Raw genomic sequence first — 25,551 nt, 5'->3', positions numbered from 1 at the left:
TGGCTCCTTGGATGAAGGGGTTCCTATTCATCCTACCAATGATTGTTTAACTAAACATGAATCCATTGTAAAGATCATGTAAATTTTAACGTGACATTCCTTTTTTCCCTATTTTGATTTCAGGCTCACTGTAAAAGTCGTTCCTTTGCCTTGTTTGCTATGGACTGAAATCGTCCCTTCATGCGCCTCCACAAGGTGTTTGACAATCGCAAGACCAAGTCCTGTTCCGCCTGAATTTCTACTTCTATCTTTATCAATTCGATAAAATCTCTCAAATATTCTTGGAATCTCTCTTTTCTTCATGCCGATTCCTGTATCTGCTACATCAAATTCATAGGCGCCTTTCCGCGGTCTTGCCGAAATGGTGACACTCCCTCCCTCTGGTGTATAGGTAAGAGCATTGTTGACGAGATTGAGGAAGATTTGCTTTAATCTCAGCGGATCTGCCATCACATAGACAGGCTCTTTCGGGATACGCACTTGTAATTGAATACCTTTTTCCGCAGCCTTTTGTTTTAAAAGGACTTCAATCTCTTGAATGATTTCTGACGCATTGGCGTCTTGAATATTTAATTTGAAATGCTGCTGCTCGATTTTGGAAAGATCGAGTAAATCTTGAATGAGAGTTTCGAGTCGGACACTCTCTTTTAAAATGATGGAAAGGAATTGTGTCAGCGCTTCTTTGTCATCAATCGCTCCATCAAGAAGGGTTTCGGAGAATCCTTTAATCGACGTAATCGGCGTCTTTAATTCGTGAGACACATTGGCGACAAAATCTTTTCGCATCTGCTCGAGCTGCTTTGTTTCTGTCACGTCATGAAACACAAGGACAATTCCTTTCCATTCATCGTCTGTACTTAAAATCGGGACACCATCCACTTGGAAGTAGCGCCGTTCAATGTCAACGGCTAGGCGTAAAAACTTTCGCACCTTCGTTTCTGTCATAAAAATTTCATCAATCAGCTCAATAATTTCGTCATGTGTAAATGCTTCATGATACAGCTTGTGCATGTAAATGTGCTTTTGCACCTTAAACTGCTTGCGGAAGGTTCGATTGACTAGGTTGATATACCCCATCTTATCAATCAAAATAATTCCTGCACCGATGTTTTCAATGACTGTTTGCAGACGGTCCCGCTGCATTTCCCCAGTGCTTGTCATTTCTTGAAGGCTTTCTGCCAGACGCTTCATTGATGTATTAAGCTCACTAGTTTCAATGATGAGCTCTTCATAATGATTGGTATCATAGTTCCCGCGTTCCAGCTGTTTGGCTACCTTTGTGGCATAATCTATCGGTTTTACATATTTCATCGACATGCGGTATCCAAAGAAAACGATAATAATAATCGCCGAGCCAAGACAAACGGCTAATGCGAGCCAAAGCTGGCCATCAATTTCGTTTAAAGGCTGGAATGACGCATGGAGAAATAAATAGCCTGCCGGTTCGTTTTGTTTCAGAATAGGGACTGCGTAATGAAACAGCGCATCCTTCTCATCCTCAATGACGACGCCTTTTGTTTGAAGCCGTTCATTGTTCAGTGTGTTTTGAATGATGCCCCTTTGCTCCGCTTGACCCGTTGTATGTATGATATTCCCCTTCAGATCCACAATTGACGCATTCATGTCGAGATGCTGCTTTGCCTGATTGAGGATCTCCTTGTTTTGCTTCGCCTGCAGATCATCACCATCCATGGAAGAAAGAAGAAAGCTCGATTCATTTTCCATTCGTTCCGTTAATTTTGTTTCATAAAAAACATGGAACATGTGATCCAGAAAAAGGCCAAGTGCGACAAACACAATAAAAAGGAGAAAAATAAGTCCCGAAAACAGGCGGGTTCTTATTTTACTCATTTGGCTTTGGCTCCTCCAATTTGTAGCCTAAGCCGCGAATGGTTTTAATGTATGTTGGTTTTTTCGTATTCTTTTCAATTTTGTCCCGCAAGTGGCTGATGTGTACATCCACAATACGAGTGTCACCTGCAAAGTCATAATTCCAAACGGCACTTAGCAGCAGATCACGTGTGAGGACACGTCCTTTATGCTTGGCCAAATAAAGCAGCAGTTCAAATTCCTTCGGCGTAAGCTCTAGGCGTTCTTCTTGGAAGTACACTTCGTAGTGTTCTGGTAAAATGCGCAGTTCACCAATTTTGATTTGGTCTGCAATGACCTCTTCCTTGTCCTCTTGCGTGGGGACAGGCTGAGATTGCTGCGCTCTTCTTAAGATGGCTTTTACCCGAGCACCCACTTCTCTAAGACTGAATGGCTTTGTCATGTAATCATCGGCTCCAAGTTCAAGGCCGAGCACCTTATCAAATTCATCGTCCTTTGCTGTCAGCATTAAAATAGGGAACATCATTTTTTGAATTCTCAGTTGTTTGCACACTTCAATGCCGTCCATCTTCGGAAGCATTAAATCTAATACAATGAGATCAGGCTGTTCACTTGCTGCTTTTTCAAGCGCTTCTTCCCCATCTCTTGCTGTGACGACATCATAGCCCGCCCTTTCTAGGTTATAGCTTAGAAGTGTTACAATCGATTCTTCATCATCCACAACTAATATTTTTTTATTCATGTTGTGCCTCCAATTAGTGATTTCCCCTGCATCCGTTTTTTTGTATCTTATGTGAAAAGCGAGAAGTCATGCTTTCTCTTTCATTTTAACGAAAGCTTAACAAGAGGACAATTTAAAATTTCGACAAGATTTGTTTTGTAAACAAAAAGAAGGCCCCTCATAAGAGAAGCCTTCTTTTTTTCATATTAAGACAATACTTTCATGACGTTCTTAACAGATTCAACAGAACGGTCTAGCTGACTTCTTTCTTCTTCTGTCAGCTCAAGCTCAATGATCTGCTCAAGGCCGTTTCCACCTACGATTGTTGGTACACCAAGGTAAATGCCTTCGTAGCCATATTCACCTTCAAGGTAAGCAATCGTTGGGATTACGCGGCGCTGATCTTTTAGAATCGCCTCAACCATTTCTACAAGTGAAGCAGCAGGTGCATAATAGGCACTACCGTTACCTAATAGGTTCACGATTTCGCCGCCGCCTTTTCTTGTTCTTTCAACAATCGCATCAATTCGATCTTTTGGAATCAATGTTTCAAGCGGGATACCGCCTGCATAAGAGTAACGAACAAGCGGAACCATGTCATCACCATGTCCACCAAGGACAAAGCCCGTCACATCTTTGACAGATAGGTTTAATTCTTGAGCAACAAACGTACGGAAACGTGCTGTATCAAGAATACCCGATTGTCCAATGACTTTTTCTTTTGGTAATCCTGATTCTTTATAAACTGCATATGTCATTGCATCAACAGGGTTTGTTAACACAACAATAATGGCTTCTGGAGAATATTTAACGATTTCGCGTGTCACGCTGCGCATGATTTTTTCATTTGTTGACACGAGATCGTCACGGCTCATTCCCGGCTTTCTTGCAATTCCTGCCGTAATGACCACGACATCAGAACCGGCTGTATCTTCGTAGTTAGAAGTGCCTGTAATGTTCGCATCGAAGCCTTGAACAGGGCTTGCTTCCAGCATATCAAGAGCTTTCCCTTTTGTTGGGTTCTCAAGCTGCGGGATATCAACTAAGACGACATCCGCTAATTCTTTTTGAGCTGTTAAAAATGCTGTAGTTGCTCCAGTAAAACCTGCTCCGATGACAGATACTTTTTTACGCTTGTTTGCCATTTCCTTTTTCCCCTTTAACTTTAAAGTTTAAGAATCAAGACAAGTTTTTGATGAGCTCGTCAGCAAACTCAGAACATTTTACTTCTGTTGCGCCATCCATTAATCTAGCAAAATCGTAAGTGACGACTTTAGATGCAATTGTTTTTTCAACAGATTGAATCACTAGATCAGCTGCTTCCTGCCAGCCAAGGTGCTCAAGTAACAGCACGCCTGATAGAAGAACAGAAGATGGATTCACTTTATCAAGACCAGCATATTTTGGTGCTGTTCCGTGAGTCGCTTCAAAAATAGCGTGTCCTGTTTCGTAGTTGATGTTCGCTCCTGGTGCGATACCAATTCCACCAACTTGTGCTGCAAGTGCATCAGAGATGTAATCTCCATTTAAGTTCATTGTAGCCACAACATCGAACTCAGCTGGACGAGTTAGGATTTGTTGAAGGAAAATATCTGCAATGCTGTCTTTGACAATGATTTTGCCAGCAGCTTCTGCTTCACTTTGCGCTTTGTTTGCCGCATCTTTTCCATCTTGTTCTACAATACGATCATATTGTGCCCATGTAAAGACTTTGTCGCCAAACTCTTTTTCAGCCACTTCGTAGCCCCAGTTTTTGAAGGCACCTTCTGTAAATTTCATGATGTTTCCTTTGTGAACAAGCGTCACAGATTTACGGCCTTGGTCAATTGCATATTGGATAGCCGCTCTGACAAGACGGGATGTTCCCTCTTCAGAAACTGGCTTGATTCCGATACCAGACGTTTCTGGGAAACGGATTTTGTTCACACCTAATTCGTTTTTCAAGAAGTCAATTAACTTCTTCACTTCGTCTGAACCTTTTGCATACTCGATACCAGCATAAATATCTTCTGTGTTCTCACGGAAGATCACCATGTCTGTGTCTTCTGGACGTTTAACAGGAGAAGGTACGCCTTTGAACCAGCGAACTGGACGTAAGCATGTGAATAAATCAAGCTCTTGTCTAAGTGCCACGTTTAATGAACGGATTCCTCCGCCAATTGGTGTTGTTAGTGGTCCTTTAATCGCAATTAAGTATTCACGAATGTCTTCAAGCGTTTGCTCAGGAAGCCACTCTCCAGTTTTATTGTAAGCTTTCTCACCTGCATATACTTCTTTCCAAGTGATTTGCTTTTCACCTTTATATGCTTTTTCTACAGCTGCTTCAAGTACTCTTGATGCTGCTTTCCAAATGTCAGGACCGATTCCGTCCCCTTCGATAAACGGGATGATTGGATTATTTGGTACATTCAATACGCCGCCAGTAACTGTAATTTTTTCGCCTTGTGACAATGATATTACCTCCCAGGTTATGTAGTGAATATTTGAAACTTCTTGGCTTGATGTCTGCAAGCAAAAAAGTTTTTCACGTGATTCGTTTTTTGTTGATGTTGATATGGAGGCTGATTGGCCTTTTGAAATCAGCCCCCGCTTATTCTATAAACATTAGTCTCTTTCACTGATCGGAACAAAGGTTTGAAGATCAGGTCCAATGTAATCAGCTCTTGGACGGATGAGTCGGTTGTTGTCATATTGCTCTAGAATATGAGCAATCCATCCAGAGAATCGGCTGATCACGAAAATTGGTGTAAACAAGTCATGATCAATGCCAAGACTGTGATATACAGATGCAGAATAAAAATCAACATTTGGTGGAAGATTTTTCTCTGATGTCACGATTTCCTCTGCGCGAACAGACATTTCATACCATTTCGGCTCGCCAGTGAGGTTTGTTAAACGTTGGCTCATTTCTTTTAGATGCTTTGCACGCGGGTCACCTTGACGGTATACACGGTGGTCAAAGCCCATAATTTTTTCTTTCTTCTCTAGCTTACCATGAATATAGGAATCTACGTTTTCAACTTCGCCAATTTCTGAAAGCATCTTCATCACGCCTTCATTAGCGCCGCCATGAAGCGGTCCTTTCAGCGCACCGATAGCCGCTGTCACACCAGAGTAGATATCTGATAGTGTAGCAACACATACACGTGCTGTAAATGTCGATGCGTTTAATTCATGATCCGCATGTAGAATAAGCGCCTTATCAATGGCTTCAATTTCTACTGGTGATGGCTCTTCGCCATTTAGCATATACAAGAAGTTTGCAGCATAGCTGTATTCTTCTTTTGGCTGTACAGGCTCAAGTCCTTTGCGAATGCGAGAAAACGCAGCGACTAGTCCAGAAATTTTCGCCTGTAAGCGAATTGCCTTTCTGTAATTCGCTTCTTTGTCCATAATCTCTGATTCGTCATCTAGTAAACCTAGTAAGGATACTGCTGTACGAATCGCAGACATTGGATGAACCCCATCGAGCGAATAAGATTTAAAATGCTCAATGATTTCTTGCGGAATCTGAGCATTTTCATTGAGCTGCTGTTTTAATTCACTCAGCTCCTGCTCATTCGGCAGCTTTAAGTGCCATAACAGGTAGACAATTTCTTCGAATGTAGCTTTTTCAGTTAAATCATCGATATTGTACCCTACATAAGTAAGAGTATCATCAATAATTGAGCTTACGGATGAAGTTGTTGCCACGATACCTTCAAGACCTCTTGTTGCTGTCATGTTCAATCTCCCCTTTTTAAAAAGATTCCCCTTCGTTGCAGAATTCTCACTTTTTGAAAGCGCTATCCAATCCGAATAAGATGGCAGTTTCTGAAAAGAAAATGCTTACATTTACCTATACGGTTAGAGCGCTTTTAGCCTCATATCTCTTGTATGATCAATGAGTTCAAAATTAAGCCTATTCCCATTATAAACAATAATCAGACATTTGTTAAATGTTTAACTATAATTTTTTTTGATATTTTTTTTTCCAGTCTCCCATATCAGGCATGGAATAAAGGGAATTTGCTTCTTTTAATATATTTAATTATGTTTTTTTGCAAAAGCTCACGCAAGAAAAAATTTAAAAAAGAAAGTGGCAGGAACCACTCTCTTTTCATCCGCTGAAAAATTTCACAGCCTGCATCGCCAAATAAGCAATTCCTGCCCCGATGAGCGGGCCAACAGCCACCCCTTTAAATAAGCTGACTGCCAAAATGGTACCGAACACAAGCGCTGCCGTAATATGCGGATCATTTTCGAGTAGCACAATCCCGTTTTTTGCAATTAATGCTACTAATATACCCGCTCCAAGAGCTATCCAAGCATAGGAAGATTTCATCGCTTCTCCAAGCTGCTTAAATCCAATGTCACCTGTTGCAATCGGGACCAGCACAGCAATGGTAATGACGGTCACTCCCCAATTAATACCTTTAGATTGGAGAACCGGGAAAATTTTTTGATCCAGGCCAATCAGCTTAATTGCGATCAGTACAGAGACCGCTAAAATTAACGAATTGTTTTTTGCAATAAGTGCAATAACGAGTAAAAGTACCAAAAATAAATTTGCTTGAGTAAACATACGCCGCTCCTTTCTTTCTTTTTATTGCGACCTTTTCATATTACTAATCTTTTTGAATAAAATGAAGTATCGGACATGCTTGTTTTTTGGAGGGGATTGTGTGAATCACACCTATGTGGCCATTTTTCTGCGAAGTTTGATGATGATCAGCATTGCTGTTTTTGCTGTTGTCTTTTTATATCAGTCTTTTCCGTTTTTATATCCTTTTTGGATCGCCCTTATTGTGTCTTGTTTGATTCACCCTGCCGTCTGCAAAATCGAAGAGATCACCGGGATGCCAAGAGGACTTGTTGTAGTCATTGTACTGTTGCTCTTTTTAGTCGCAGCCGCCGGCTTCATGACGCTTTTAGTGGCTGAAATCATTTCAGGAAGTGCTTATTTGGCAAAGGTGCTGCCTGGCCATCTTGATCAATTGATTGGTATTGTAGAGCAATTTTTTACAGATAAAATTCTGCCTTTATATCATGATGTCACAGCCCAATTTAATACGCTTCAAGCAGGTCAAAAGGAATCCATTTTGGGACAAATTCAAGCACTCGGTGATGAAGCTGCCGCAAAAATCGGGACTTTTCTTTCAAAAACACTCGAGCTTATTCCGGGTTTTTTAGGTCTTTTGCCTGATGCAGCAGCAACATTGTTATTTTCTGCTCTGGCAACTTTTTTTATCACGAAAGATTGGTTTACATTAAAAACATATGGCTCACGTATCTTTCCCGCAAAATGGATGCAGCATACACGCGCCATTTTATCTGAAATCAAAAAAGCCATTACCGGCTTTATGAAGGCTCAGCTTCTGCTTGTGGCCATGACGATTGGCATTGTATTGATTGGACTCATCATTTTAAAAGTCGAGCATGCCCTTGTGATTGCTTTATGTATTGGGTTTGTCGATTTACTTCCATATATCGGGAGCGGCACTGTTTTTCTACCGTGGATCATTTATTCTGCTATGACAGGAAATCTCTCACTCGCCATTGGACTGGGCATTTTGTATATTGTTGTCCTCATTCAAAGACAAATATCAGAGCCAAAAGTCTTAAGCAAATCCATCGGACTTAATCCTTTAGCAACGCTTGTGGCGCTATTTGTCGGGTTGAAATGGTTTGGTTTTCTTGGACTTGTGATTGGTCCTGCTTCCCTTGTCGTGTGGCAGGCGTTTCGTAATGCAGGAGTTTTCAGAGATATTTTTGAGTACATTCGGTATGGCATGCAAAAATAAAAGAGACCTAGGCTGAAGGTCTCTTTAGCGAATGATTGTATAGCGGTTGCGATTAGACAAGTTTCTAAGCCAGCGTTCAAAGAGCGGCTTGATTCCCTTTCTCGTCACCGGAATGAGCAGCAAAGCCCCAATGAGATCCGATAAGAAGCCTGGAATGAGCAGCAGCAGACCGCCAATCAGAATACAAAAACCATCGACAATCGCTCCCCCTGGCATCTTGCCATATTGCAAATCTCGCTGTACTTTTTGGAAGGCTTCTATTCCTTGTTTTCTTGCGAAATAAGCACCTAATGCACTTGTCAGCACGATGAGCAGCATCGTTGGCAAAATGCCAATGATTTTACTTGAGATTAAAAATAAACTAATTTCCACCGCAGGGAACAGAATTAATAATAGTAGAAAATATTTCTTCAACCATATCACCTCATGGGGTATCTTTCATCGAAAGCTGTTTACTTTTTTTAGTGTAACATAAAAAAAGAGAGGAGTCAGACAACTCCCCTCTTGGATGATTTAAAGGACGCTTGCACGGCCTTTGTAGATCGCTCCGCGTGCTGGATCTACTGTAATCTCTTCGCCTTCTTTTAATAGTGTTGTTGCGCCGTCAAGACCAACAATTACTGGAATGCCAAGGCTTAATCCAACAACAGCTGCATGGCTTGTTAAACCGCCTTCTTCTGTGATAAGGGCAGATGCTTTTTCTAAAGCTCCCATCATATCACGATCTGTGCAGTTTGCCACTAGGATCGCACCGTCGTACATTTTTTCTTCTGCTTCTTTTCCGCTTTGTGCAATGACAACCGGTCCAAATGCAGATTTACGGCCAATACCTTGACCTTTCGCAATGATGTCACCGACAACATATACTTTCATTAAGTTCGTCGTACCTGTTTCACCAACTGGCACACCTGCTGTAATGACGATTAAATCACCGTGTCTTACATAGCCTGTTTCAATAGACTTTTCTACTGCATTCTCAAGCATTTCATCAGTAGACGTCGTTTTTGATCCGCTCTTTGCAAATACACCGAATACGAGTGAAAGCTTTCTTGCCACTGATTCGTTTGCTGTAACTGCTACGATTGGTGCTTTTGGTCTATATTTTGAAATCATTCTTGCTGTATGTCCGCTTTCCGTAGGCGTCACAATGGCTGCCACATCAAGCTTCATTGCTGTATGTGCAACAGATTGACCAATCGCATCTGTAATGCTGACTTCTACTTCTTCGCTTCTGCGGGAAAGAATTGCTTTATAGTTTAGTGCTTCTTCTGAACGTGATGCAATGTTATGCATCGTTTGTACAGCTTCTACTGGATATGTTCCGGCTGCTGTTTCACCAGAAAGCATAATCGCATCTGTACCGTCAAAAATAGCATTTGCCACGTCACTTGCTTCCGCGCGGGTTGGACGAGGGTTACGCTGCATGCTGTCGAGCATTTGAGTCGCTGTGATGACAGGTTTACCTAAACGATTGCATTTTTTGATCAGCATTTTTTGAACAAGCGGTACTTCTTCTGCCGGGATCTCTACACCAAGATCTCCACGCGCAACCATTAAACCGTCAGATACCTCAAGGATTTCGTCGATGTTATCAACACCCTCTTGGTTTTCAATCTTAGGAATGATTTGAATATCAGTCGCATTGTTCTTTTCAAGAAGCTCACGAATTTCAAGAACATCAGAAGCTCGTCTCACAAAAGAAGCTGCGATGAAATCGACGCCTTGTTCAATTCCAAACAGAATATCATTGGCATCCTTTTCTGTAATACCTGGCAGGTTCACACTGACGCCAGGTATGTTGACACCTTTTTTGTTTTTGAGTGTGCCTGTATTCATGACTTTAGTGACGATTTCTTTGCGGTCCATATTAATTTCTTTTACTTCTAAACCAATCAGACCATCATCTAATAGAATCGTTGAGCCCACTTCTACATCATGAATTAAATCTTCGTATGTCACACTAATTTTTTCCGTATTTCCAACAATGTCTTCCATACTCACGATAAGATCAGCACCAGCGACTAGCTCAATTGAGCCGTTTTCAACTGTACGTGTACGGATCTCTGGACCTTTTGTATCTAGAAGGATCGCAATGTCCTTGCCTAATGTTTTACCTGCTTTACGTATGTTTTCAATGCGTGCACCATGCTCTTCAAAATCTCCGTGGGAGAAGTTTAGTCTGGCTACATTCATTCCTGCTTCAATCAATTCAGTCAGCTTTTCAATGCTTTCACTTGCTGGACCGATTGTACAAACGATTTTTGTCTTTCTCATTACTGTTCCTCCTAAGGTCTTCTCGTTTTATATAGAGAGCTCTTGTGAAAGTCGGTACATATTTTTATCGACTGTATGTTTTTTATCTAAGATTTCTAAAATATCATGATGGACAAGTTCATTGCTTTGAATGCCTACACAGCGTCCGCCTTGTCCTTCAAGGAGAAGCTCGACTGCGTATGCTCCTAAACGGCTTGCCAGTACACGGTCAAATGCACTCGGAGAACCTCCGCGCTGAATATGTCCTAAGACAGATACACGTGTTTCAAGGCTTGTCTCCTCTTCAATCCGCTTACCAAATTCAACACCGCTGCCTACGCCTTCTGCAACGATAATAATACTATGCTTCTTGCCGCGCTCGTGACCTCTTCTTAACCTAGCAATAATTTCGTCCATGTCATAGTCTGCTTCAGGAATCAAAATAGATTCGGCTCCGCCCGCAAGACCTGACCAAAGGGCAATATCACCAGCATGTCTTCCCATTACTTCGACTACGTATGTACGTTCATGAGATGTGGCTGTATCACGAATTTTATCAATGGCATCAATGACAGTATTCAGTGCTGTATCAAAGCCAATAGTGAAATCAGTACCTGGAATATCGTTGTCAATCGTGCCAGGGACACCTACACATGGAAAACCGAGCTCTGTTAATTTCTTCGCTCCCATAAATGACCCGTCTCCACCAATGACTACAAGTCCTTCAATACCGAATTTTTTTAAGTTTTCAATTCCCTTTTCACGACCTTCAACTGTCTTGAATTCAGGACATCTTGCCGTGTAAAGTTTTGTTCCTCCACGATGAATGATATCGCCTACTGAACCTATTTCGAGTTTCTCAATTTTACCGTTAATTAGACCTGAGTATCCATTATAAATACCGTAAACTTCAACATTATGGTAAATTGCTTTCCTTACAACTGCGCGCACAGCTGCATTCATTCCTGGGGAATCCCCACCGCTTGTTAAAACTCCTATACGCTTCATCTTTTTCACCTCAGAGACCATATATGAATTAAACATACCATTTCCACTGCTTGAAAACAATCATGAGCAAATTTGGATGTTTTCAATACGAATTTCTAAAACCGTACTTATTATACAATTAAATAAACCGTTTTTAAACAAAAGTTAAGAACGTCCTGAAAGCAAATCTCTCTGAAATCTGTAAAGGCAGGTGCTATAAACCTTGTCATATCAAGGTTTTCAGACGTTTCAATTTTTATGAAAACAAAAGAAAATTATTTTCAAATAGCGCTTACATGAGGTCGGTTTTCATGAAAAAAGATGAAAAAAAATAAACGCCAGCCAAAAAGGCTGTACGTTTATTTAGTTTACCCCAATATATTGATTTTCAATCGATACTTTCCCGATTGCTTTGTATTTTTCATATCTTTGTTCGACTAGTTCTTCAGGTGTTAGTTTGAGCAAAGATGTAAGTGATTGTTTTAATACATTTTCCATGTAGGCTGCTTGTTGTTTCACGTCTCGATGTGCTCCACCTTGCACTTCTTTAATAACATCATCTATAATATCTAATTCTTTTAGGTCTGGAGCGGTAATTTTCATTGATTCTGCAGCTTTTTTCGCAAGTGATGAGTCCTTCCAGAGCAGTGCTGCTGCACCTTCAGGTGAAATCACTGAATACGTTGAGTTTTCTAGCATGAATAGGTGGTTTCCTACGCCTAGGCCTAGTGCGCCGCCGCTTCCGCCTTCTCCAATGACAATACAGACAACCGGTACACGAAGTCCTGCCATTTCGAATAGGTTTTTCGCAATTGCTTCACTTTGTCCGCGCTCTTCAGCTGCTTTACCAGGATAAGCTCCTTTTGTATCAATAAAGCAAATGATCGGGCGATTAAATTTATCTGCTTGTTTCATCAAACGCAGCGCTTTACGGTAGCCTTCTGGATGAGGCATTCCGAAATTACGGCGCAAGTTTTCTTTTGTATCTTTACCGCGCTGATGGCCAATAACAGTGACAGGAAGCCCTTTAAACGTGGCAATTCCTCCAACGATCGCTTCATCATCACCATAAAAACGGTCACCGTGACATTCGAAAAAGTTGTCAAACAGCTCTTGAATGTAATCGAGAGTTGTTGGGCGCATCGCATGCCGAGCAATCTGCACTCTGTCCCACGGCTTTAAATTTGTATAAATGTCTGCTTCAAGCTTGCTCAGACGTGTTTCAAGGCGCTCAATTTCTGCACTTAAATCCATTTCTGAGTTTTGTGTGAACTTTTTCAGTTCATCAATTTTCGCTCGAAGTTCAATGACAGGTTTTTCAAATTCTAGTTCTCCAGCCACTCTCGTTCACCTCCTGTGCTGTGTAGCGCTAAGATTCGGCCTAGTGTTTCTTTCATTTCTGCACGATGGATGACAGCATCAAGCTGTCCATGCTTCATTAAAAATTCAGCCGTTTGGAAGTCCTCTGGCAGGTCTTCACGAATCGTTTGTTCAATGATTCTGCGGCCTGCAAAACCAATTAAAGCACCCGGTTCTGCAAAGTTGTAATCACCGAGAGACGCAAAACTAGCTGATACACCGCCAGTTGTTGGGTTCGTCATCACAGAGATAATCAACCCTTGATCTTCGCTGAACAGTTTTAATGCTGAACTTGTTTTTGCCATCTGCATCAGACTGAGAATTCCCTCTTGCATTCTCGCTCCACCAGATGCAGTAAAGATAATAAACGGCACCTTGTCCGCTTTTGCTTTCTCGATCGCCAGTGTGATCTTTTCACCAACAACCGATCCCATGCTGCCCATACGGAACGTGGCATCCATGACAGCAATGACAGCACTTTGGCCTTCAATCTCACCTTTACCTGTGACAATGGCTTCATTCAAAGATGTTTTTTCTCTGTCTTTCTCAAGCTTTTCTTCGTAGCCTGGGAAACCGAGCGGGTTTGCTGAAATGAGGTGCCCGTTAAATTCTTCAAATGTGCCTTCATCTACAAGGCTTTCGATACGCTGTTTTGCATTCATTTGCAAATGTCTGCCGCAATTCATGCAAACACGTAAATTTTTATCTAGTTCTTTGGTGAGCATTATTTTTTTACATTGCGGACATTTGGTCATGATGCCTTCAGGCACATCTTGGCTTGCCTGTTCAGAGGGTACAGATGCATATTTTTTCTTTTTACTGAAAATATTCTTGATTGACAAATGACTACCTCCCTTTTTGAAGGGTTTTTTCTTTACACGCACATCCACTATTATAGGACATGTCATAACTGTACCGAAACTATTGTACTTTTTTTGTCAAACGCTGTCATCCTTCATTCAATTTTTTCAGTGGGGAATTGATGAGAAATGAGTAGGTGTTTGGGGCGCTGAGCAGTTGATATGTTTGAATTGTGAACGTCTACAAAAAAATCTCATTCCGGATGAAAAATTTTTCGCGTAAGAGAGGAAATGGTGCACGTTTTTCCTCCAATTTCAGAAAAAACGTGCACACTTTTCCAGTTGATTATTCGCCGATAATCGTTAATTTTCTTGTTTTTTCAGCGACCGCTTCTGGGTCGACTTTGATTCTTGCAACGCCAGTTTCCATTGCTGCTTTTGCCACAGCTTTTGCTACCGCTGGTGCCACGCGTGCATCAAATGGTGCAGGGATGACATATTCAGCTGACAATTCCTCATCTGAAACAAGAGACGCTATCGCTTCAACAGCTGCGATTTTCATTTCTTCGTTAATGTGAGTTGCACGTACATCTAATGCTCCGCGGAAAATTCCTGGGAATGCCAGTACGTTGTTCACTTGGTTCGGGAAGTCAGAACGGCCAGTTCCTACAACACTTGCACCTGCTGCATGTGCATCTTCTGGCATAATCTCTGGATTTGGATTAGCCATAGCAAAGATGACAGGATCTTTTGCCATTTTTCCAACCATTTCTTTTGTTAAAGCGCCTGCTACAGAAACCCCGATAAAGACGTCTGCGCCTTCAATGACTTCTTCTAATGAACCTTCTTTGCGGTCTTGGTTCGTGAATTTAGCTACTTCGTTTTTCACTGCATTCATACCATTCGGGCGGCCTTCGTAAATGGCACCTTTCGTATCACACATAATGATATCACGTACACCGAAATGATAAAGAAGTTTGATAATCGCAATTCCTGCTGCCCCGGCGCCGTTTGCCACTACTTTAATTGAAGACATAGATTTTCCAGAAAGCTTCAGTGCATTCACAAGTCCTGCTACTGTCACAATGGCTGTTCCGTGCTGATCATCGTGGAAAACTGGAATGTTTGTCTCTTTTTTCAAGCGCTCTTCAATGATAAAGCAGTTAGGAGCTGCAATGTCTTCAAGATTCACACCGCCAAAAGTCGGCTCAAGAAGCTTCACTGTTTCAACGATTTTGTCTACATCGTTCGTTGCAAGCGCGATTGGGAAGGCATCTACGCCTGCAAAGCTTTTGAATAATACGGCTTTCCCTTCCATTACTGGAAGAGATGCTTCTGCACCAATATTTCCAAGCCCTAAAACAGCGCTTCCGTCTGTGACAACAGCGACCATATTGCCTTTCATTGTATAATCATACACTTTGCTTGTGTCGTCATAAATATCTTTACATGGTTCTGCAACACCAGGTGAATAAGCCAAGCTCAAGTCTTTCGCATTTTTCACTTGTACTTTTGATTTTGATTCGAGTTTGCCTTGATTCTCTTTGTGCATATGTAATGCTTCTTCTCTTAATGACATGTGATGAACACTCCTTCAAGTGGAAAATGATTTAATGATTTGCTAAATTGATAAGCACATACTGGCAGTTTTAAATACACAGAATCTTTAAAATGATAACACAATAGGTGAATTTGTAAAACATATTCAGGCGATTTGTCATCATTTAATCACAACGTTTTGTTCACCGAGCAGCTCTTTTAACTGGAAAATCACAGCATGATCTGCATGAACTTTGTATGCATCTGGAAGTCTCATCGTCTTTTTTTGCTTCTCATAATACAAATAGACATCTGCTTCTCCGCTGTGCATCGAAAGGACTCGTTTTACTTGCTCTAGCAGCTCCTGCGTATGATTCTCTTCTTTCACCCGAATGTAGACAGACTCTTTTCTTTTTACGTCCATCTCTTCAAGCAAAGCAGCTTCTTGCACGATGATTTGACTGCTGTCATTTCTGATCTCTACTCTGCCTTCCACATAAAGCATGGTGCCCTCCTCAAGTAAGGGGGACAGCTTCCTAAATTGCTCTGGAAAGACGACACCTTCCATTTCTCCCGTTTCATCCCCAAATGTAACAAATGCCATCGATTGTCCATTTTTTGTCCGAATCGATTTCACTTTTGTCAAAAGACCACCCATTGAAATCTTCCGCTTAATATAGGAAGAAAGTCTGATTATTTCCACTGCACCATTCTCTCTTAAGCGGTCTCGGTATGCTTGTACTGGGTGATTTGATAAGTATAGCCCGAGTGCCTCTTTTTCAAATTGCAGGAGATCAACAAGCGGCATTTCTTCTATCTCCGCATATTTTGGCTTAATGGAGAAGGTTGTATCCCCAAGAAAGTCCAGCTGATCCTCTGGATTTAAAAATGACACGTGGTCTAACGCAATATCTATCGATGCTAATAACGAAGCACGATTGGGATAAAACTCATCCATCGCTCCTGAAAAAATGAGCGCTTCAATCGTTTTTCGGTTGACACTCTTTGGTGATACTCTTGCGCAAAAATCAAATAAATCTTCAAACGGCTTTTCCTGTCTTGCTCTGTATATATCCTTTACAGCTGACACTCCGACATTTTTAATCGCTCTTAAGCTGTAGCGGATCTCCCCTTTTTCAACCGTAAATGGAAACTCACTCTTATTTATAGAAGGCTTCAACACAGATATCCCTTTTTCCTTCGCCTCATAGAAATATTGAGCAATTTTGGCTTCATTTCCAATTACACTCGTTAAAAGACCGCACATAAAATATAACGGATAATGCGCTTTTAAATAAGCAAGCTGAAAGCCAATCATGCTATATGCAACAGCATGGCTTCTATTAAAACCATAGTTTGCAAATTTGACGATTAAGTCATAAACGTCATTTGCAATGTTAACAGGATACTCCTTTTTTAGGCATCCTTCAACAAAATGGCTTCGCTCTTCATCAAGGACCTTTTTATCCTTCTTCGAAACAGCTCTTCTTAATAGATCAGCCTCGCCCAGCTGAAAACCAGCCATCTTCGCTGCAATCAGCATGATTTGCTCCTGATAGACGATGACCCCATATGTATCCTTTAATATGTCATACAAATCAGGATGAGGGTAGGAGACCTTGACTCTGCCATGCTTTCGGTCGATAAAAAGCGGGATATTTTCCATTGGACCTGGACGATAGAGGGCATTGACCGCTACGATATCTTCTAAACTAGACGGCTTCAGGCGTCTCAGCACCTGACGCATTCCCTGTGATTCAAGCTGGAATATTCCAGTTGTATCGCCCGCAGATAACAATTCAAACGTTTTCTGATCCTCATATGATATGTCACTAAAGTTAATGTGGACGTTTTCCTGTCTTTCAATCTGGTTTTTAATGGATTCAATTAATGTTAAGTTTCTGAGCCCTAAGAAATCCATCTTTAAAAGTCCGAGATCTTCTAAATAATTCATGGCATACTGCGTTAAATACACACCTTCATGGCCGTCTTGAATCGGAACGACCTCTGTCAGCGGCTCTTCGCTCAGCACAACGCCTGCTGCATGTGTCGAGGTGTGTCTCGGTAAGCCTTCTACCTTTAAAGCAGTTTGGAAGACCTTTCGAAGCTCTTCAGATTGCTGAAGCATCGTTTTTAATTCAGAAGATGCAGTCACCGCTTCTTTCAGCGTCGTTCCTGGCTTTGATGGAATCAGCTTGGCAAGACGATCCGCTGCCTTTGAATCGATTCCCATCACACGTCCAACATCCCTTAAAGCAGCCTTTGCTGCAAGTGTTCCAAACGTGACAATTTGCGCCACATGCATGTCTCCGTACTTGTCTTTTACATAAGAAATGATTTCGTCTCTTCTCGTGTCGGGGAAATCAATATCAATATCTGGCATGCTGATTCTCTCTGGATTTAAGAAGCGCTCAAATAAAAGACCGTGACGGATCGGATCGACATCCGTAATAAACAGAACATATGCAACAAGTGAACCCGCTGCTGATCCTCGTCCAGGGCCTGTGACAATCCCTCTGTCATGCGCATACTTCATAAAATCCCACACAATGAGAAAATAATCACTGAAATTCATTTTTTGGATAATGCTCAGTTCATATTCAAGTCTTTTGACATACATGTCATGTGAAGCAATCTTTCTTTGCTTCATCCCTTCTGCGCACACTCTGCGTAAAAACTGATCAGCTGTTGATTGATCAGGAGTTGGATAGGATGGAAGTTTTGTCTGCCCAAGATTTAAATCGACCTCGCAGCGGTCTGCAATTTCCACCGTTCTTGTCAGCAGCTCTCGATCATCTCTATACCATTCCAACATTTCTTCAAAGGATCTGAAATGCTTTTCTCCTCGGTCTTCCTCTATCTCTGAAAGCTGCTCCCCTGCTTTAATAGCCTTTAAACACGTATAAGCCATTTTATCCTCTCGATTGATGTAGTGAACATCCCCCGTCGCAACAAGAGGTATGTCCACACTTTGTGAGACGTCCCGCAGTTTGCTGGTGAGCGATTCGTCCTGCTGAAATGGCTGAAGTGCGATGTACACGTGGCCCTCGCCGAATATATGCTTTAATTGTTTTGCGGCTTCACGCGCTTCTTCTATCTGATCATGCTGCAAAAGCGTTTCAATATACCCAGATGCGCCTGGTGTGATCGCAATGAGCCCGCAATGATAGCTTTTGAGCCATTTTTCTTTCAGTCCGGCTTTTGATTTTGATTTCAGCACACTGCTGATTTTAATCAGGTTTTGATAGCCTTCGTTGTTTTTTGCAAGGAGTACCAAGGGATAAGCCTCTGTCTCTTGTTCATCTATGAAGACAGAAGCTGTTAAACCGATAACCGGCTTGATGCCATGTTTTTTACATTCCTTATAAAATTCAACCGTTCCATACATCACATGGTCATCGGTAAGAGCGAGCGCCTTGCAGCCAAGTTCTTTTGCTTTCAGTACAAGCTCCTTTACTTTAGCTGCACTGCTTAACAAGCTGTATCCACTGTGGACCTGAAGATGAACATAAGACATGCTAAATCCACTCCTTTCGTCTAAAGTCATTCTTTCATTATAAAACGCGATGCGATGAGAAACAAATGTTCTTTCTTTTCTGTCCGTTCATACTTGTCCAGCACACACCATATATTGAATAGAGTGAGGTGGACAAAATGGATGTGAAGGAAGCTTTTATTCCGAATTTTATCAGCTGTTATTTTATCGCCCTTGGGGTCATTTTGGGTGGTGCTATCATAGGCGGTGTTGGTGCGTATTTATCTGGTCAGCCGCCTTTATCCATTATTACTAGTCTTGCCAACCGTTTAAAGATTTGGGCGCTTGTCGCCGCTATCGGCGGAACATTTGATGCTGTTTATAGCTTTGAACGAGGCATTTTCGAAGGAAACACGCGTGATATTTTCAAGCAGATTTTATTAATTATCTCTGCCATGGGCGGCGCACAAACGGGGTATCTCATTATTACGTGGCTCACCCAGGAGCATGTGTCATCATGAGGGTGCCGGAGCTGTATAAACGCCCAGGCTGGCAGCGTTTTTTTGCAGGAATGATGTTTGGTGCAATTGTAAGCTGGCTCATTTTTCTCTTTACATACGGAACCTTTCAGGAAAAGCAAGTAACACTGCTGAGAAGCCAGCAGCATCATATGGACAGTTTGAAGGAACAAATCACACTCTATCGGGAAGATTTGCATAAGTTAAATGAGGATAATAAGAAGCGGCTGCTGATCCAAAGCGTAGATGTTCATCTCGTGAATCGTGAGCAATATAAAATCCCAGAGCCAGATACGCTAAAGTTTGAAGACCAGGTCAAGGAGGATATCTCAGAAGTCATTACAAAGGATATTGAAAGTGTCTATAAAACAAAGGAATTACTAAAACGGACAGTGGAAAATAAAGAATATACGATTCGGGAAAAGGCATACCGAGCGAAAGTGACAGAGCTGACAATTTATACGAAGCTTTCACTTGAAGTACGTATTTCATTTGCTGAATAAAGAGGTTGTGGAATTTTTATGAATTTCTGCCCTCAATGATCGCTTTTCACGCTTCATTTTTATACACTAAAAGTAGAACGAGATCTTAAATAGAAAGAGGTGAGGACAATGGAGGTTTACAGCTATCGTCAAATGGCACGAGACAAAGCAAGCCGGATCAAAGACGGCATGTGTGCTTATGCTGAGACAGAAATGATGGCTCATTTAATTAAAAAAGAATTAAAGCATCAAAATCTCCAAGCCTATGAAGATTCAACAGACATCGGCTGCTGGTTTATCCCTGTATGCAAGTAACCCTTTTCTCCATGACAAAAAAAGAGAGAAGGGACTTCATATCCCTCCTCTCTTATGATGATGATTTACATACTTCTTCTAAATCTCGCAAAATCTCATCTGCTACGGCCCAATCATAAATGGACGCACCGGCTGCAAGCGGGTGGCCGCCGCCATGATATTTTTTCGCAATGGTGTTAATGACGACACCTTTAGAGCGGAATCTGACACGAATCTGATCGTTTTCTTCCACAAAAAAGACCCATGCCTTAATGCCTGCAATATTTCCTAGTGTCCCAACAAGCTGTGAGGCCTGCTGCGCTGTTGTTTGGAACGATTCCAAAATTTCACGCTTAATGAACACAGATGCAACCCCGTTCTCTGACAAAGAAATATGTTGAAAAATATAACCATTTAATTTCACGACATTCAAATCTGTCTCATACAATTGATTGAAAAGATCTGAAGATGAAAACGGATATTCGATGAGTTCCCCTGCATATTTGAGTGTCTTTTTCGTTGTGTTTGGGAAAAGGAAGCGGCCAGTGTCTCCTACAATGCCGGCATAGATCAATTCAGCCGCCTTTGTATTCAGCTGATATCCTTCTTCTTTCCCCTCTAAGTACAATTCATAAATCATCTCGCTCACAGAGCTTGCCTCTGTATCCACCCAAAGCAAATCACCATAAGGATCTTCATTCGGGTGATGGTCGATTTTCATCAGCTTATCGCCCATTAAATAGCGCTGATCATCAATTCTTGCTTGATTGGCCGTATCACAGACAATGACAAGGGCCCCTTTATACACGTCGTCTGGTACCTCATCGAGTTCATATAAAAATGAAAGGGATGGCTCAGGGGTTCCTGTTGCATAAATATTTTTTTCTGGATAGGTGGCACGCAAGATTTCCGTAAGGCCGCACTGCGATCCATACGCATCAGGATCTGGTCTTACATGTCTATGAATGATGATGGTGTCATATAATGATATGGTTCTAATCAGTTCTTTTTTCATAAAAACTCCTTCTCATGCGATACTCTTTTTATTATTAAATCATAATCTATCGTGACGGAAAAGTGAGGAATAGACAATTTATTCTAGTAAGCAAGCCTATTTACGTTTAAAATAGGGTTGTAACCACTTACAATGGAGGCTTGGCACATGCTTGTTTTGATTGTGTTTATTATTTGTTCTGCCATGTTTTATTTATACTACAAAGCGAAAAATGTCCGTACGAACCGGCCAGTTGAGAAAAAATTCTGGTCGGCGAAATCCAGTATGGCCCTTGGCTGCTTTGTCCTGCTTTTCGGTGTGAATCAATTATTTTTAAACCGCTCGTCACTCGCATTTGTCATCGGATTTATTTTTGTTGCTGTCGGTATCGGCAGTACGTGGGCTGGGTATAAAGCCTACAAGCATTACCTTCCGCTCTTTTTAAAGGAAGGCGAAAAAGATCACGCGTAATAAGGAAAGGGGCGACATGGGTTCGCCCTTTTTATCATTATCCCCTCTCCATCAGCTGCACCATCAGCATCGCTTTACCTACGATATTCGATTGGTGATAAACCTCGACTTCCAGCTTTCCAAACTTGCGCCCTACTTCTAAAATATTCGGCTTGATCTGGATTGTGGATTCCATTTGAACTGGTTTTAAGAAGTAGACAGAAAGACTCTCGACGATCAGCTCGCCCTTTTTATGAGATTTTAAGAAGCGATTGGCTGATTCAATTAAAATTTGTGTGAACACCCCATATGAAATGTTTCCAAGCTGGTTCGTCATTTGCGGGGTGACCTCATATTGATAAACCGCATCTGCTTTTGGTTTTTCTGTATCAGTTTCTTTAAACCCTCTTGAGACAACATCATCCAGCTTTTCTCCGACCTGCGGCTGCTTTTGAATCATTTGGAGCGCCTTGAGCACATCCTGACGGCTGATCATCCCGATCAGCTTCGCATGATCATCCACAACTGGCAGCACCTCAATGCCTTCCCACACCATCATTTGGGCAGCTGAGGCGACAGATGTTTTGCCAATGACCGTCAGCGGATTTTTCGTCATCACCTTTTCAATCGGTGTGGAGCGGTCATGCCCCGCAATATCCTTTGAGGTGAGGATGCCGTGAATCTTCATTTGATCATCTGCGACCGGGAAACGGCCGTGGCCAGTTTCATAATTCTTTTCATACCATTTTTCAAGCTTATCCTCTGGTGATAAATACACAGTGCGTTCAATCGGCGTTAAAATATCTTCTACAAGCACAATCTCTTTTTTAATTAATTGGTCATAAATGGCTCTGTTAATGAGAGCCGCTACGGTAAATGTATCGTAGCTTGTTGATAAAATTGGCAGCTCTAGCTCATCTGCGAGCTGAATAATTTCATCATCTGTTGAGAATCCGCCAGTGACCAGCACAGCCGCCCCTGCCTCTAATGCCTGCTTATGGGCATTGATCCGGTTTCCGACGATCAGCAGGTTGCCAGCTGCCGTATAGCGCATCATCGCATCCAGCTCCATCGCTCCGATGACAAATTTATTTAACGTTTTATGTAAGCCTGCTCGTCCTCCAAGCACCTGTCCATCAATGACATTAACCACTTCTGCATATGTCAGTTTTTCAATATTTTCTTTTTTCTTCTGTTCAATTCGAATGGTGCCGACTCGTTCAATGGTACTGACGAACCCTTTATTTTCAGCATCTTTGATGGCCCGGTAAGCGGTGCCTTCACTCACTTTCATTTCTTTTGCTATGCGCCGGACAGAAATTTTCTCCCCGACATCTAATGAATCAATATACGATAAAATTTGCTCATGCTTTGTCGCCAATCCCGTTCACCCTTTTTGTTTTCAGCGTTTTCATCTATGTTTCATTATAAGGGCAGGAGGCTTTTAATAGCAATTTGTCTTTTCTTTCAGCAGATAAAGGCAAACAAAAAAGCCGGCATTTGTGTGCCAGCTTTTTTCGAATGGGGATTAAATCTCGATTGATTCCCCGCTATTTAACACATGACCGACGCCGCCATGCAGGCTGTCTGCAAATGCATGCGGATCCTGTTCAATTGGCGGGAATGTGCTGTAGTGAATCGGAACGACCTGTTTTGCCCGCAGCCATTCTGCTGCAATTCTTGCATCCTCCGGCCCCATCGTGAAGTTATCACCAATTGGAAGGAATGCGAGCTCAATATGATTCAGCTCACCAATCAGTTTCATATCTGAAAAGAGTGCAGTGTCTCCAGCATGATAAATTGTTTTGCCCTCTGCGGTAAATAAAATACCTGATGGCATCCCTGTATACGTAATTGTCTGTGCCTCTTCATCAATGACAGCAGAACCATGGAACGCTTGCGTGAGCTTCACTTTACCAAATTCAAACTCACGGCTGCCTCCAATAGAAAGCGGGTGCGTTTTCACCCCTTGCCAGCTTAAATACGTGGCAAGTTCGAAAGGCGCGACAACAAGTGCATCATTGTTTTTAGCGATTTCAATGGTGTCACCGATGTGATCTCCATGTCCATGTGTCAGTAAAATGACATCTGCTTTCACATCTTGCGGATTGATATCTGTGTGCTTATTTCCATTTAAAAATGGGTCAATCCAAATATGATATCCGTTTGTTTCAATGTGTACAACTGAATGTCCATGATATGTAGCTTTCATGTAGTATATCCACCTTTCAATTTTGATCTCATATCATTTATTCCCTCTATAAAAAGCTGAAAAACTTAATGCCTGTGAATGACGTTAAGACCACCTGTTGCTTCAATGACGGTGCCTGTAATGAGGTCTGAACGGTCATCACATAGAAATGAGATGATACGTCCTATATCCTCTCCAGTACCAGACCTGCCTATTGGCGTTTCTTCGTCTTTAATTTGGCGGGCTTCCTCTATTGTCGATTCTTTCATGTCTCCAACGATTTTGCCTGGACAAACCATATTGGCGGTGATGCCGTTTTCGGCTTCTTCAATCGCAATGGTTTTCGTCAATGACGCAAGGCCCACTTTTGCCGCTCCAAAGGCTGATCTGTGCATCCAGCCTGGCGCATGGTCTGCACCTTGGAATCCATAAGTGATAATGCGGCCAAAGCTTTGTTTTCTCATCATTGGGATGACCATTCGGAATAAGTGGAATACTGCTGATAAGTTGCCTTCCATCATTTGATACCATTCATCTTCAGAGTAATCCGCCAGTTTTTTTCGTTCAAAAATATAAGGACCAGCATTGTTAATCAAGGCATCAATCCGCCCAAATCGCTCTATTGCCAGCTCTACCATGTTTTTTAGATCTTCTTTTTTTGTCACATCACCTTGGACAAATTGAAGCTTATCTTCGTACTGCTGTAATTCTTCTCTCATCTGCCGGACAGCTTCATCATCACTTCGATAATTCACTGTCACAGAATACCCCATATTCAGTAAAGACTCGGTGACTTTCCGGCCAAGTCCTTTAGAACCCGCTGTTATTAATGCGTGTCGCACACAATCTCCTCCTAAAGCAAAGGTTGCAAGTTCACGTGTTTCTTATCTTATCTTTTACTTTACTATAAACCGGCATCTGGCGCACTTATGAACCCTTTATCAATAGGAGTAAAACAGTATAGGGTGATTCATCCACTTTTTCAGATCCCATGAGCCATGGATATCGAGAAGCAGCGAAACAAAACGATAGCATTCTCTCACCTCATGAAGCTCGCGAGGAAGCGGACAAATCTCTTCATACCCCATTTGGACATCGCGGGCAGCTTCTTTCGTCAAAAGGTATTCCAATGCAATAAAATCAAACGCAGCTGGTCCATATACGACATATTCTGTATCAACTAAACTCGTTACTTGATCGTCTTTTTCAATATATTGAGACGGATCTAAATCAATTAAAATGAGACTGGCTGAATCAGGAGGCTTCAGCTTTTCAATCTTTTGCAGCACAATTTCTGCATAACAGTGAAAATTAGTCTGATCAGCATAATAACGCTCTATGAGTTTGGGTACAACCTTTTTTAACACCGCATGAAATTCTCTCAAATGTTTCTTTTCAGCTCCGTATACTGCCCCAAAAAAGTCAGTTCGATATGAATGAAGATGTGCTAGTTTCCTCCCATAATCCTTATAAAAGTTTGATGAACGTCCATCGAAAGATGTGAAAGGTGTTCCTTCTACTTTCTCCATTACATAAAAATGTCTCCCTGCCTTCTTCACTTTACGAACAACTTCTGGAATCTGAAAGGAATTCGTATGAGACAGTTTTTGATTAATTTGATCGATATACTTTTGTGTAGTATGAGCATCTACTCCATAGATCATATTGATCCCAGTCACAAATTCACTTTCTTCTCTTGCAGTTTTAGGAGATTTGATCACATAATCCGTTTTATCTTGTAAGGAGATCAGCCACACATCATTGGCTCGTCCGTCATATTGTTCTCCTAACGTTTTCACTGATACGATCGGTTGATGAAACAAAGCCTCAAGCGTTTTCTTCATGATCTGCTGTCACTCCCTCTTCTGCTTGACG

The 25,551-nt window shown here is 41.7% G+C and carries 23 protein-coding genes; 5 read left to right on the top strand and 18 right to left on the bottom strand.

Translation table 11 applies throughout. The features are described 5' to 3' along the window. Positions 1–108: 108 nt before the first annotated feature. The 6 genes from pnpS to AMR95_RS11070 form a co-directional block, all read right to left on the bottom strand. Complete coding sequence (gene pnpS, locus AMR95_RS11095; protein ID WP_058838291.1) at positions 109–1,851, bottom strand: two-component system histidine kinase PnpS; 1,743 nt, start codon at positions 1,849–1,851, stop codon at positions 109–111. Further along, positions 1,844–2,572 carry a response regulator transcription factor gene (locus tag AMR95_RS11090; protein ID WP_058838290.1) on the bottom strand — a complete coding sequence of 243 codons (729 nt, stop codon included), beginning with the start codon at positions 2,570–2,572 and terminating at the stop codon, positions 1,844–1,846. Before AMR95_RS11090 ends, pnpS begins: the two co-directional genes overlap by 8 nt. Before the next feature lie 185 nt (positions 2,573–2,757). After that, positions 2,758–3,696 carry a malate dehydrogenase gene (gene mdh / locus AMR95_RS11085; RefSeq protein ID WP_008356047.1) on the bottom strand — a complete coding sequence of 313 codons (939 nt, stop codon included), beginning with the start codon at positions 3,694–3,696 and terminating at the stop codon, positions 2,758–2,760. A 34-nt stretch (positions 3,697–3,730) separates the two neighbouring features. Then, entirely contained in the window at positions 3,731–5,002 is a 1,272-nt protein-coding gene (gene icd, locus AMR95_RS11080; RefSeq protein WP_024424789.1) for an NADP-dependent isocitrate dehydrogenase, read from the bottom strand. A gap of 153 nt (positions 5,003–5,155) precedes the next feature. After that, positions 5,156–6,274: a citrate synthase gene (citZ, locus tag AMR95_RS11075; protein WP_058838289.1), complete on the bottom strand. Its 1,119-nt coding sequence runs from the start codon at positions 6,272–6,274 to the stop codon at positions 5,156–5,158. A gap of 376 nt (positions 6,275–6,650) precedes the next feature. Further along, positions 6,651–7,115: a DUF441 domain-containing protein gene (locus tag AMR95_RS11070; RefSeq protein ID WP_007501699.1), complete on the bottom strand. Its 465-nt coding sequence runs from the start codon at positions 7,113–7,115 to the stop codon at positions 6,651–6,653. Positions 7,116–7,215: 100 nt separating this feature from the next. Here AMR95_RS11070 and ytvI point away from each other — a divergent pair, with 100 nt between their 5' ends. After that, positions 7,216–8,334 (top strand): sporulation integral membrane protein YtvI, encoded by a 1,119-nt coding sequence (gene ytvI / locus AMR95_RS11065; RefSeq protein ID WP_058838288.1) that lies wholly within the window; start codon positions 7,216–7,218, stop codon positions 8,332–8,334. Positions 8,335–8,358: 24 nt separating this feature from the next. Here ytvI and AMR95_RS11060 read toward each other — a convergent pair whose 3' ends face one another. The 7 genes from AMR95_RS11060 to dnaE all read right to left on the bottom strand — a co-directional run bounded on the left by AMR95_RS11060 (position 8,359) and on the right by dnaE (position 18,789). Further along, positions 8,359–8,748 carry an FxsA family protein gene (locus AMR95_RS11060; RefSeq protein WP_039180564.1) on the bottom strand — a complete coding sequence of 130 codons (390 nt, stop codon included), beginning with the start codon at positions 8,746–8,748 and terminating at the stop codon, positions 8,359–8,361. Positions 8,749–8,847: 99 nt separating this feature from the next. Beyond that, on the bottom strand, positions 8,848–10,608 hold the full coding sequence (gene pyk / locus AMR95_RS11055) for a pyruvate kinase (protein WP_047202657.1): 1,761 nt from the start codon (positions 10,606–10,608) through the stop codon (positions 8,848–8,850). 27 nt (positions 10,609–10,635) lie between these two features. Further along, positions 10,636–11,595 (bottom strand): 6-phosphofructokinase, encoded by a 960-nt coding sequence (gene pfkA / locus AMR95_RS11050; protein ID WP_024424794.1) that lies wholly within the window; start codon positions 11,593–11,595, stop codon positions 10,636–10,638. A gap of 342 nt (positions 11,596–11,937) precedes the next feature. After that, positions 11,938–12,915, bottom strand: a complete 978-nt coding sequence (accA, locus tag AMR95_RS11045; protein ID WP_039180569.1) for an acetyl-CoA carboxylase carboxyl transferase subunit alpha — start codon at positions 12,913–12,915, stop codon at positions 11,938–11,940. Then, positions 12,900–13,775 carry an acetyl-CoA carboxylase, carboxyltransferase subunit beta gene (gene accD / locus AMR95_RS11040; RefSeq protein WP_034279640.1) on the bottom strand — a complete coding sequence of 292 codons (876 nt, stop codon included), beginning with the start codon at positions 13,773–13,775 and terminating at the stop codon, positions 12,900–12,902. Before accD ends, accA begins: the two co-directional genes overlap by 16 nt. 304 nt (positions 13,776–14,079) lie before the next feature. Continuing rightward, on the bottom strand, positions 14,080–15,312 hold the full coding sequence (locus tag AMR95_RS11035) for an NAD(P)-dependent malic enzyme (RefSeq protein ID WP_025092260.1): 1,233 nt from the start codon (positions 15,310–15,312) through the stop codon (positions 14,080–14,082). Positions 15,313–15,453: 141 nt separating this feature from the next. After that, positions 15,454–18,789 (bottom strand): DNA polymerase III subunit alpha, encoded by a 3,336-nt coding sequence (gene dnaE / locus AMR95_RS11030; protein ID WP_058838287.1) that lies wholly within the window; start codon positions 18,787–18,789, stop codon positions 15,454–15,456. Positions 18,790–18,926: 137 nt separating this feature from the next. Here dnaE and AMR95_RS11025 point away from each other — a divergent pair, with 137 nt between their 5' ends. From AMR95_RS11025 to AMR95_RS11015, 3 genes are all read left to right on the top strand, one after another. Next, the gene (locus AMR95_RS11025; RefSeq protein WP_024424798.1) at positions 18,927–19,268 is read left to right on the top strand and encodes a YtrH family sporulation protein; all 342 of its coding nucleotides are present in this window, start codon (positions 18,927–18,929) and stop codon (positions 19,266–19,268) included. After that, the gene (gene ytrI / locus AMR95_RS11020; protein ID WP_003216226.1) at positions 19,265–19,768 is read left to right on the top strand and encodes a sporulation membrane protein YtrI; all 504 of its coding nucleotides are present in this window, start codon (positions 19,265–19,267) and stop codon (positions 19,766–19,768) included. Before AMR95_RS11025 ends, ytrI begins: the two co-directional genes overlap by 4 nt. Positions 19,769–19,876: 108 nt before the next feature. Continuing rightward, positions 19,877–20,062, top strand: coding sequence for a hypothetical protein (locus AMR95_RS11015; protein ID WP_003216400.1), 186 nt, complete (start codon positions 19,877–19,879; stop codon positions 20,060–20,062). A gap of 52 nt (positions 20,063–20,114) precedes the next feature. On the opposite strand, the gene AMR95_RS11010 is transcribed toward AMR95_RS11015, so the two are convergent. Continuing rightward, a complete protein-coding gene (locus tag AMR95_RS11010) occupies positions 20,115–21,056 on the bottom strand; it encodes a DHH family phosphoesterase (protein ID WP_024424800.1) in 942 nt (313 codons plus the stop codon). A 147-nt stretch (positions 21,057–21,203) separates the two neighbouring features. Between AMR95_RS11010 and AMR95_RS11005 the strand changes: the two genes are divergently transcribed. Further along, positions 21,204–21,506 carry a YtpI family protein gene (locus AMR95_RS11005; protein WP_003216665.1) on the top strand — a complete coding sequence of 101 codons (303 nt, stop codon included), beginning with the start codon at positions 21,204–21,206 and terminating at the stop codon, positions 21,504–21,506. A 37-nt stretch (positions 21,507–21,543) separates the two neighbouring features. Here AMR95_RS11005 and AMR95_RS11000 read toward each other — a convergent pair whose 3' ends face one another. The 4 genes from AMR95_RS11000 to AMR95_RS10985 all read right to left on the bottom strand — a co-directional run bounded on the left by AMR95_RS11000 (position 21,544) and on the right by AMR95_RS10985 (position 25,520). After that, positions 21,544–22,866, bottom strand: coding sequence for a CBS domain-containing protein (locus AMR95_RS11000; protein ID WP_039180580.1), 1,323 nt, complete (start codon positions 22,864–22,866; stop codon positions 21,544–21,546). A 147-nt stretch (positions 22,867–23,013) separates the two neighbouring features. Continuing rightward, the gene (locus tag AMR95_RS10995) at positions 23,014–23,697 is read right to left on the bottom strand and encodes a metal-dependent hydrolase (RefSeq protein WP_039180583.1); all 684 of its coding nucleotides are present in this window, start codon (positions 23,695–23,697) and stop codon (positions 23,014–23,016) included. Between the two features lie 65 nt (positions 23,698–23,762). Continuing rightward, a complete protein-coding gene (locus AMR95_RS10990) occupies positions 23,763–24,518 on the bottom strand; it encodes an SDR family oxidoreductase (protein ID WP_047202659.1) in 756 nt (251 codons plus the stop codon). A 99-nt stretch (positions 24,519–24,617) separates the two neighbouring features. Further along, on the bottom strand, positions 24,618–25,520 hold the full coding sequence (locus AMR95_RS10985) for a phosphotransferase (protein ID WP_058838286.1): 903 nt from the start codon (positions 25,518–25,520) through the stop codon (positions 24,618–24,620). Between the last annotated feature and the right edge of the window lie 31 nt (positions 25,521–25,551).

The sequence above is a fragment of the Bacillus sp. G1(2015b) genome, assembly GCF_001482475.1.
Lineage (GTDB): Bacteria > Bacillota > Bacilli > Bacillales > Bacillaceae > Bacillus > Bacillus safensis.
This window is presented reverse-complemented; position numbering and strand designations above follow the sequence as displayed.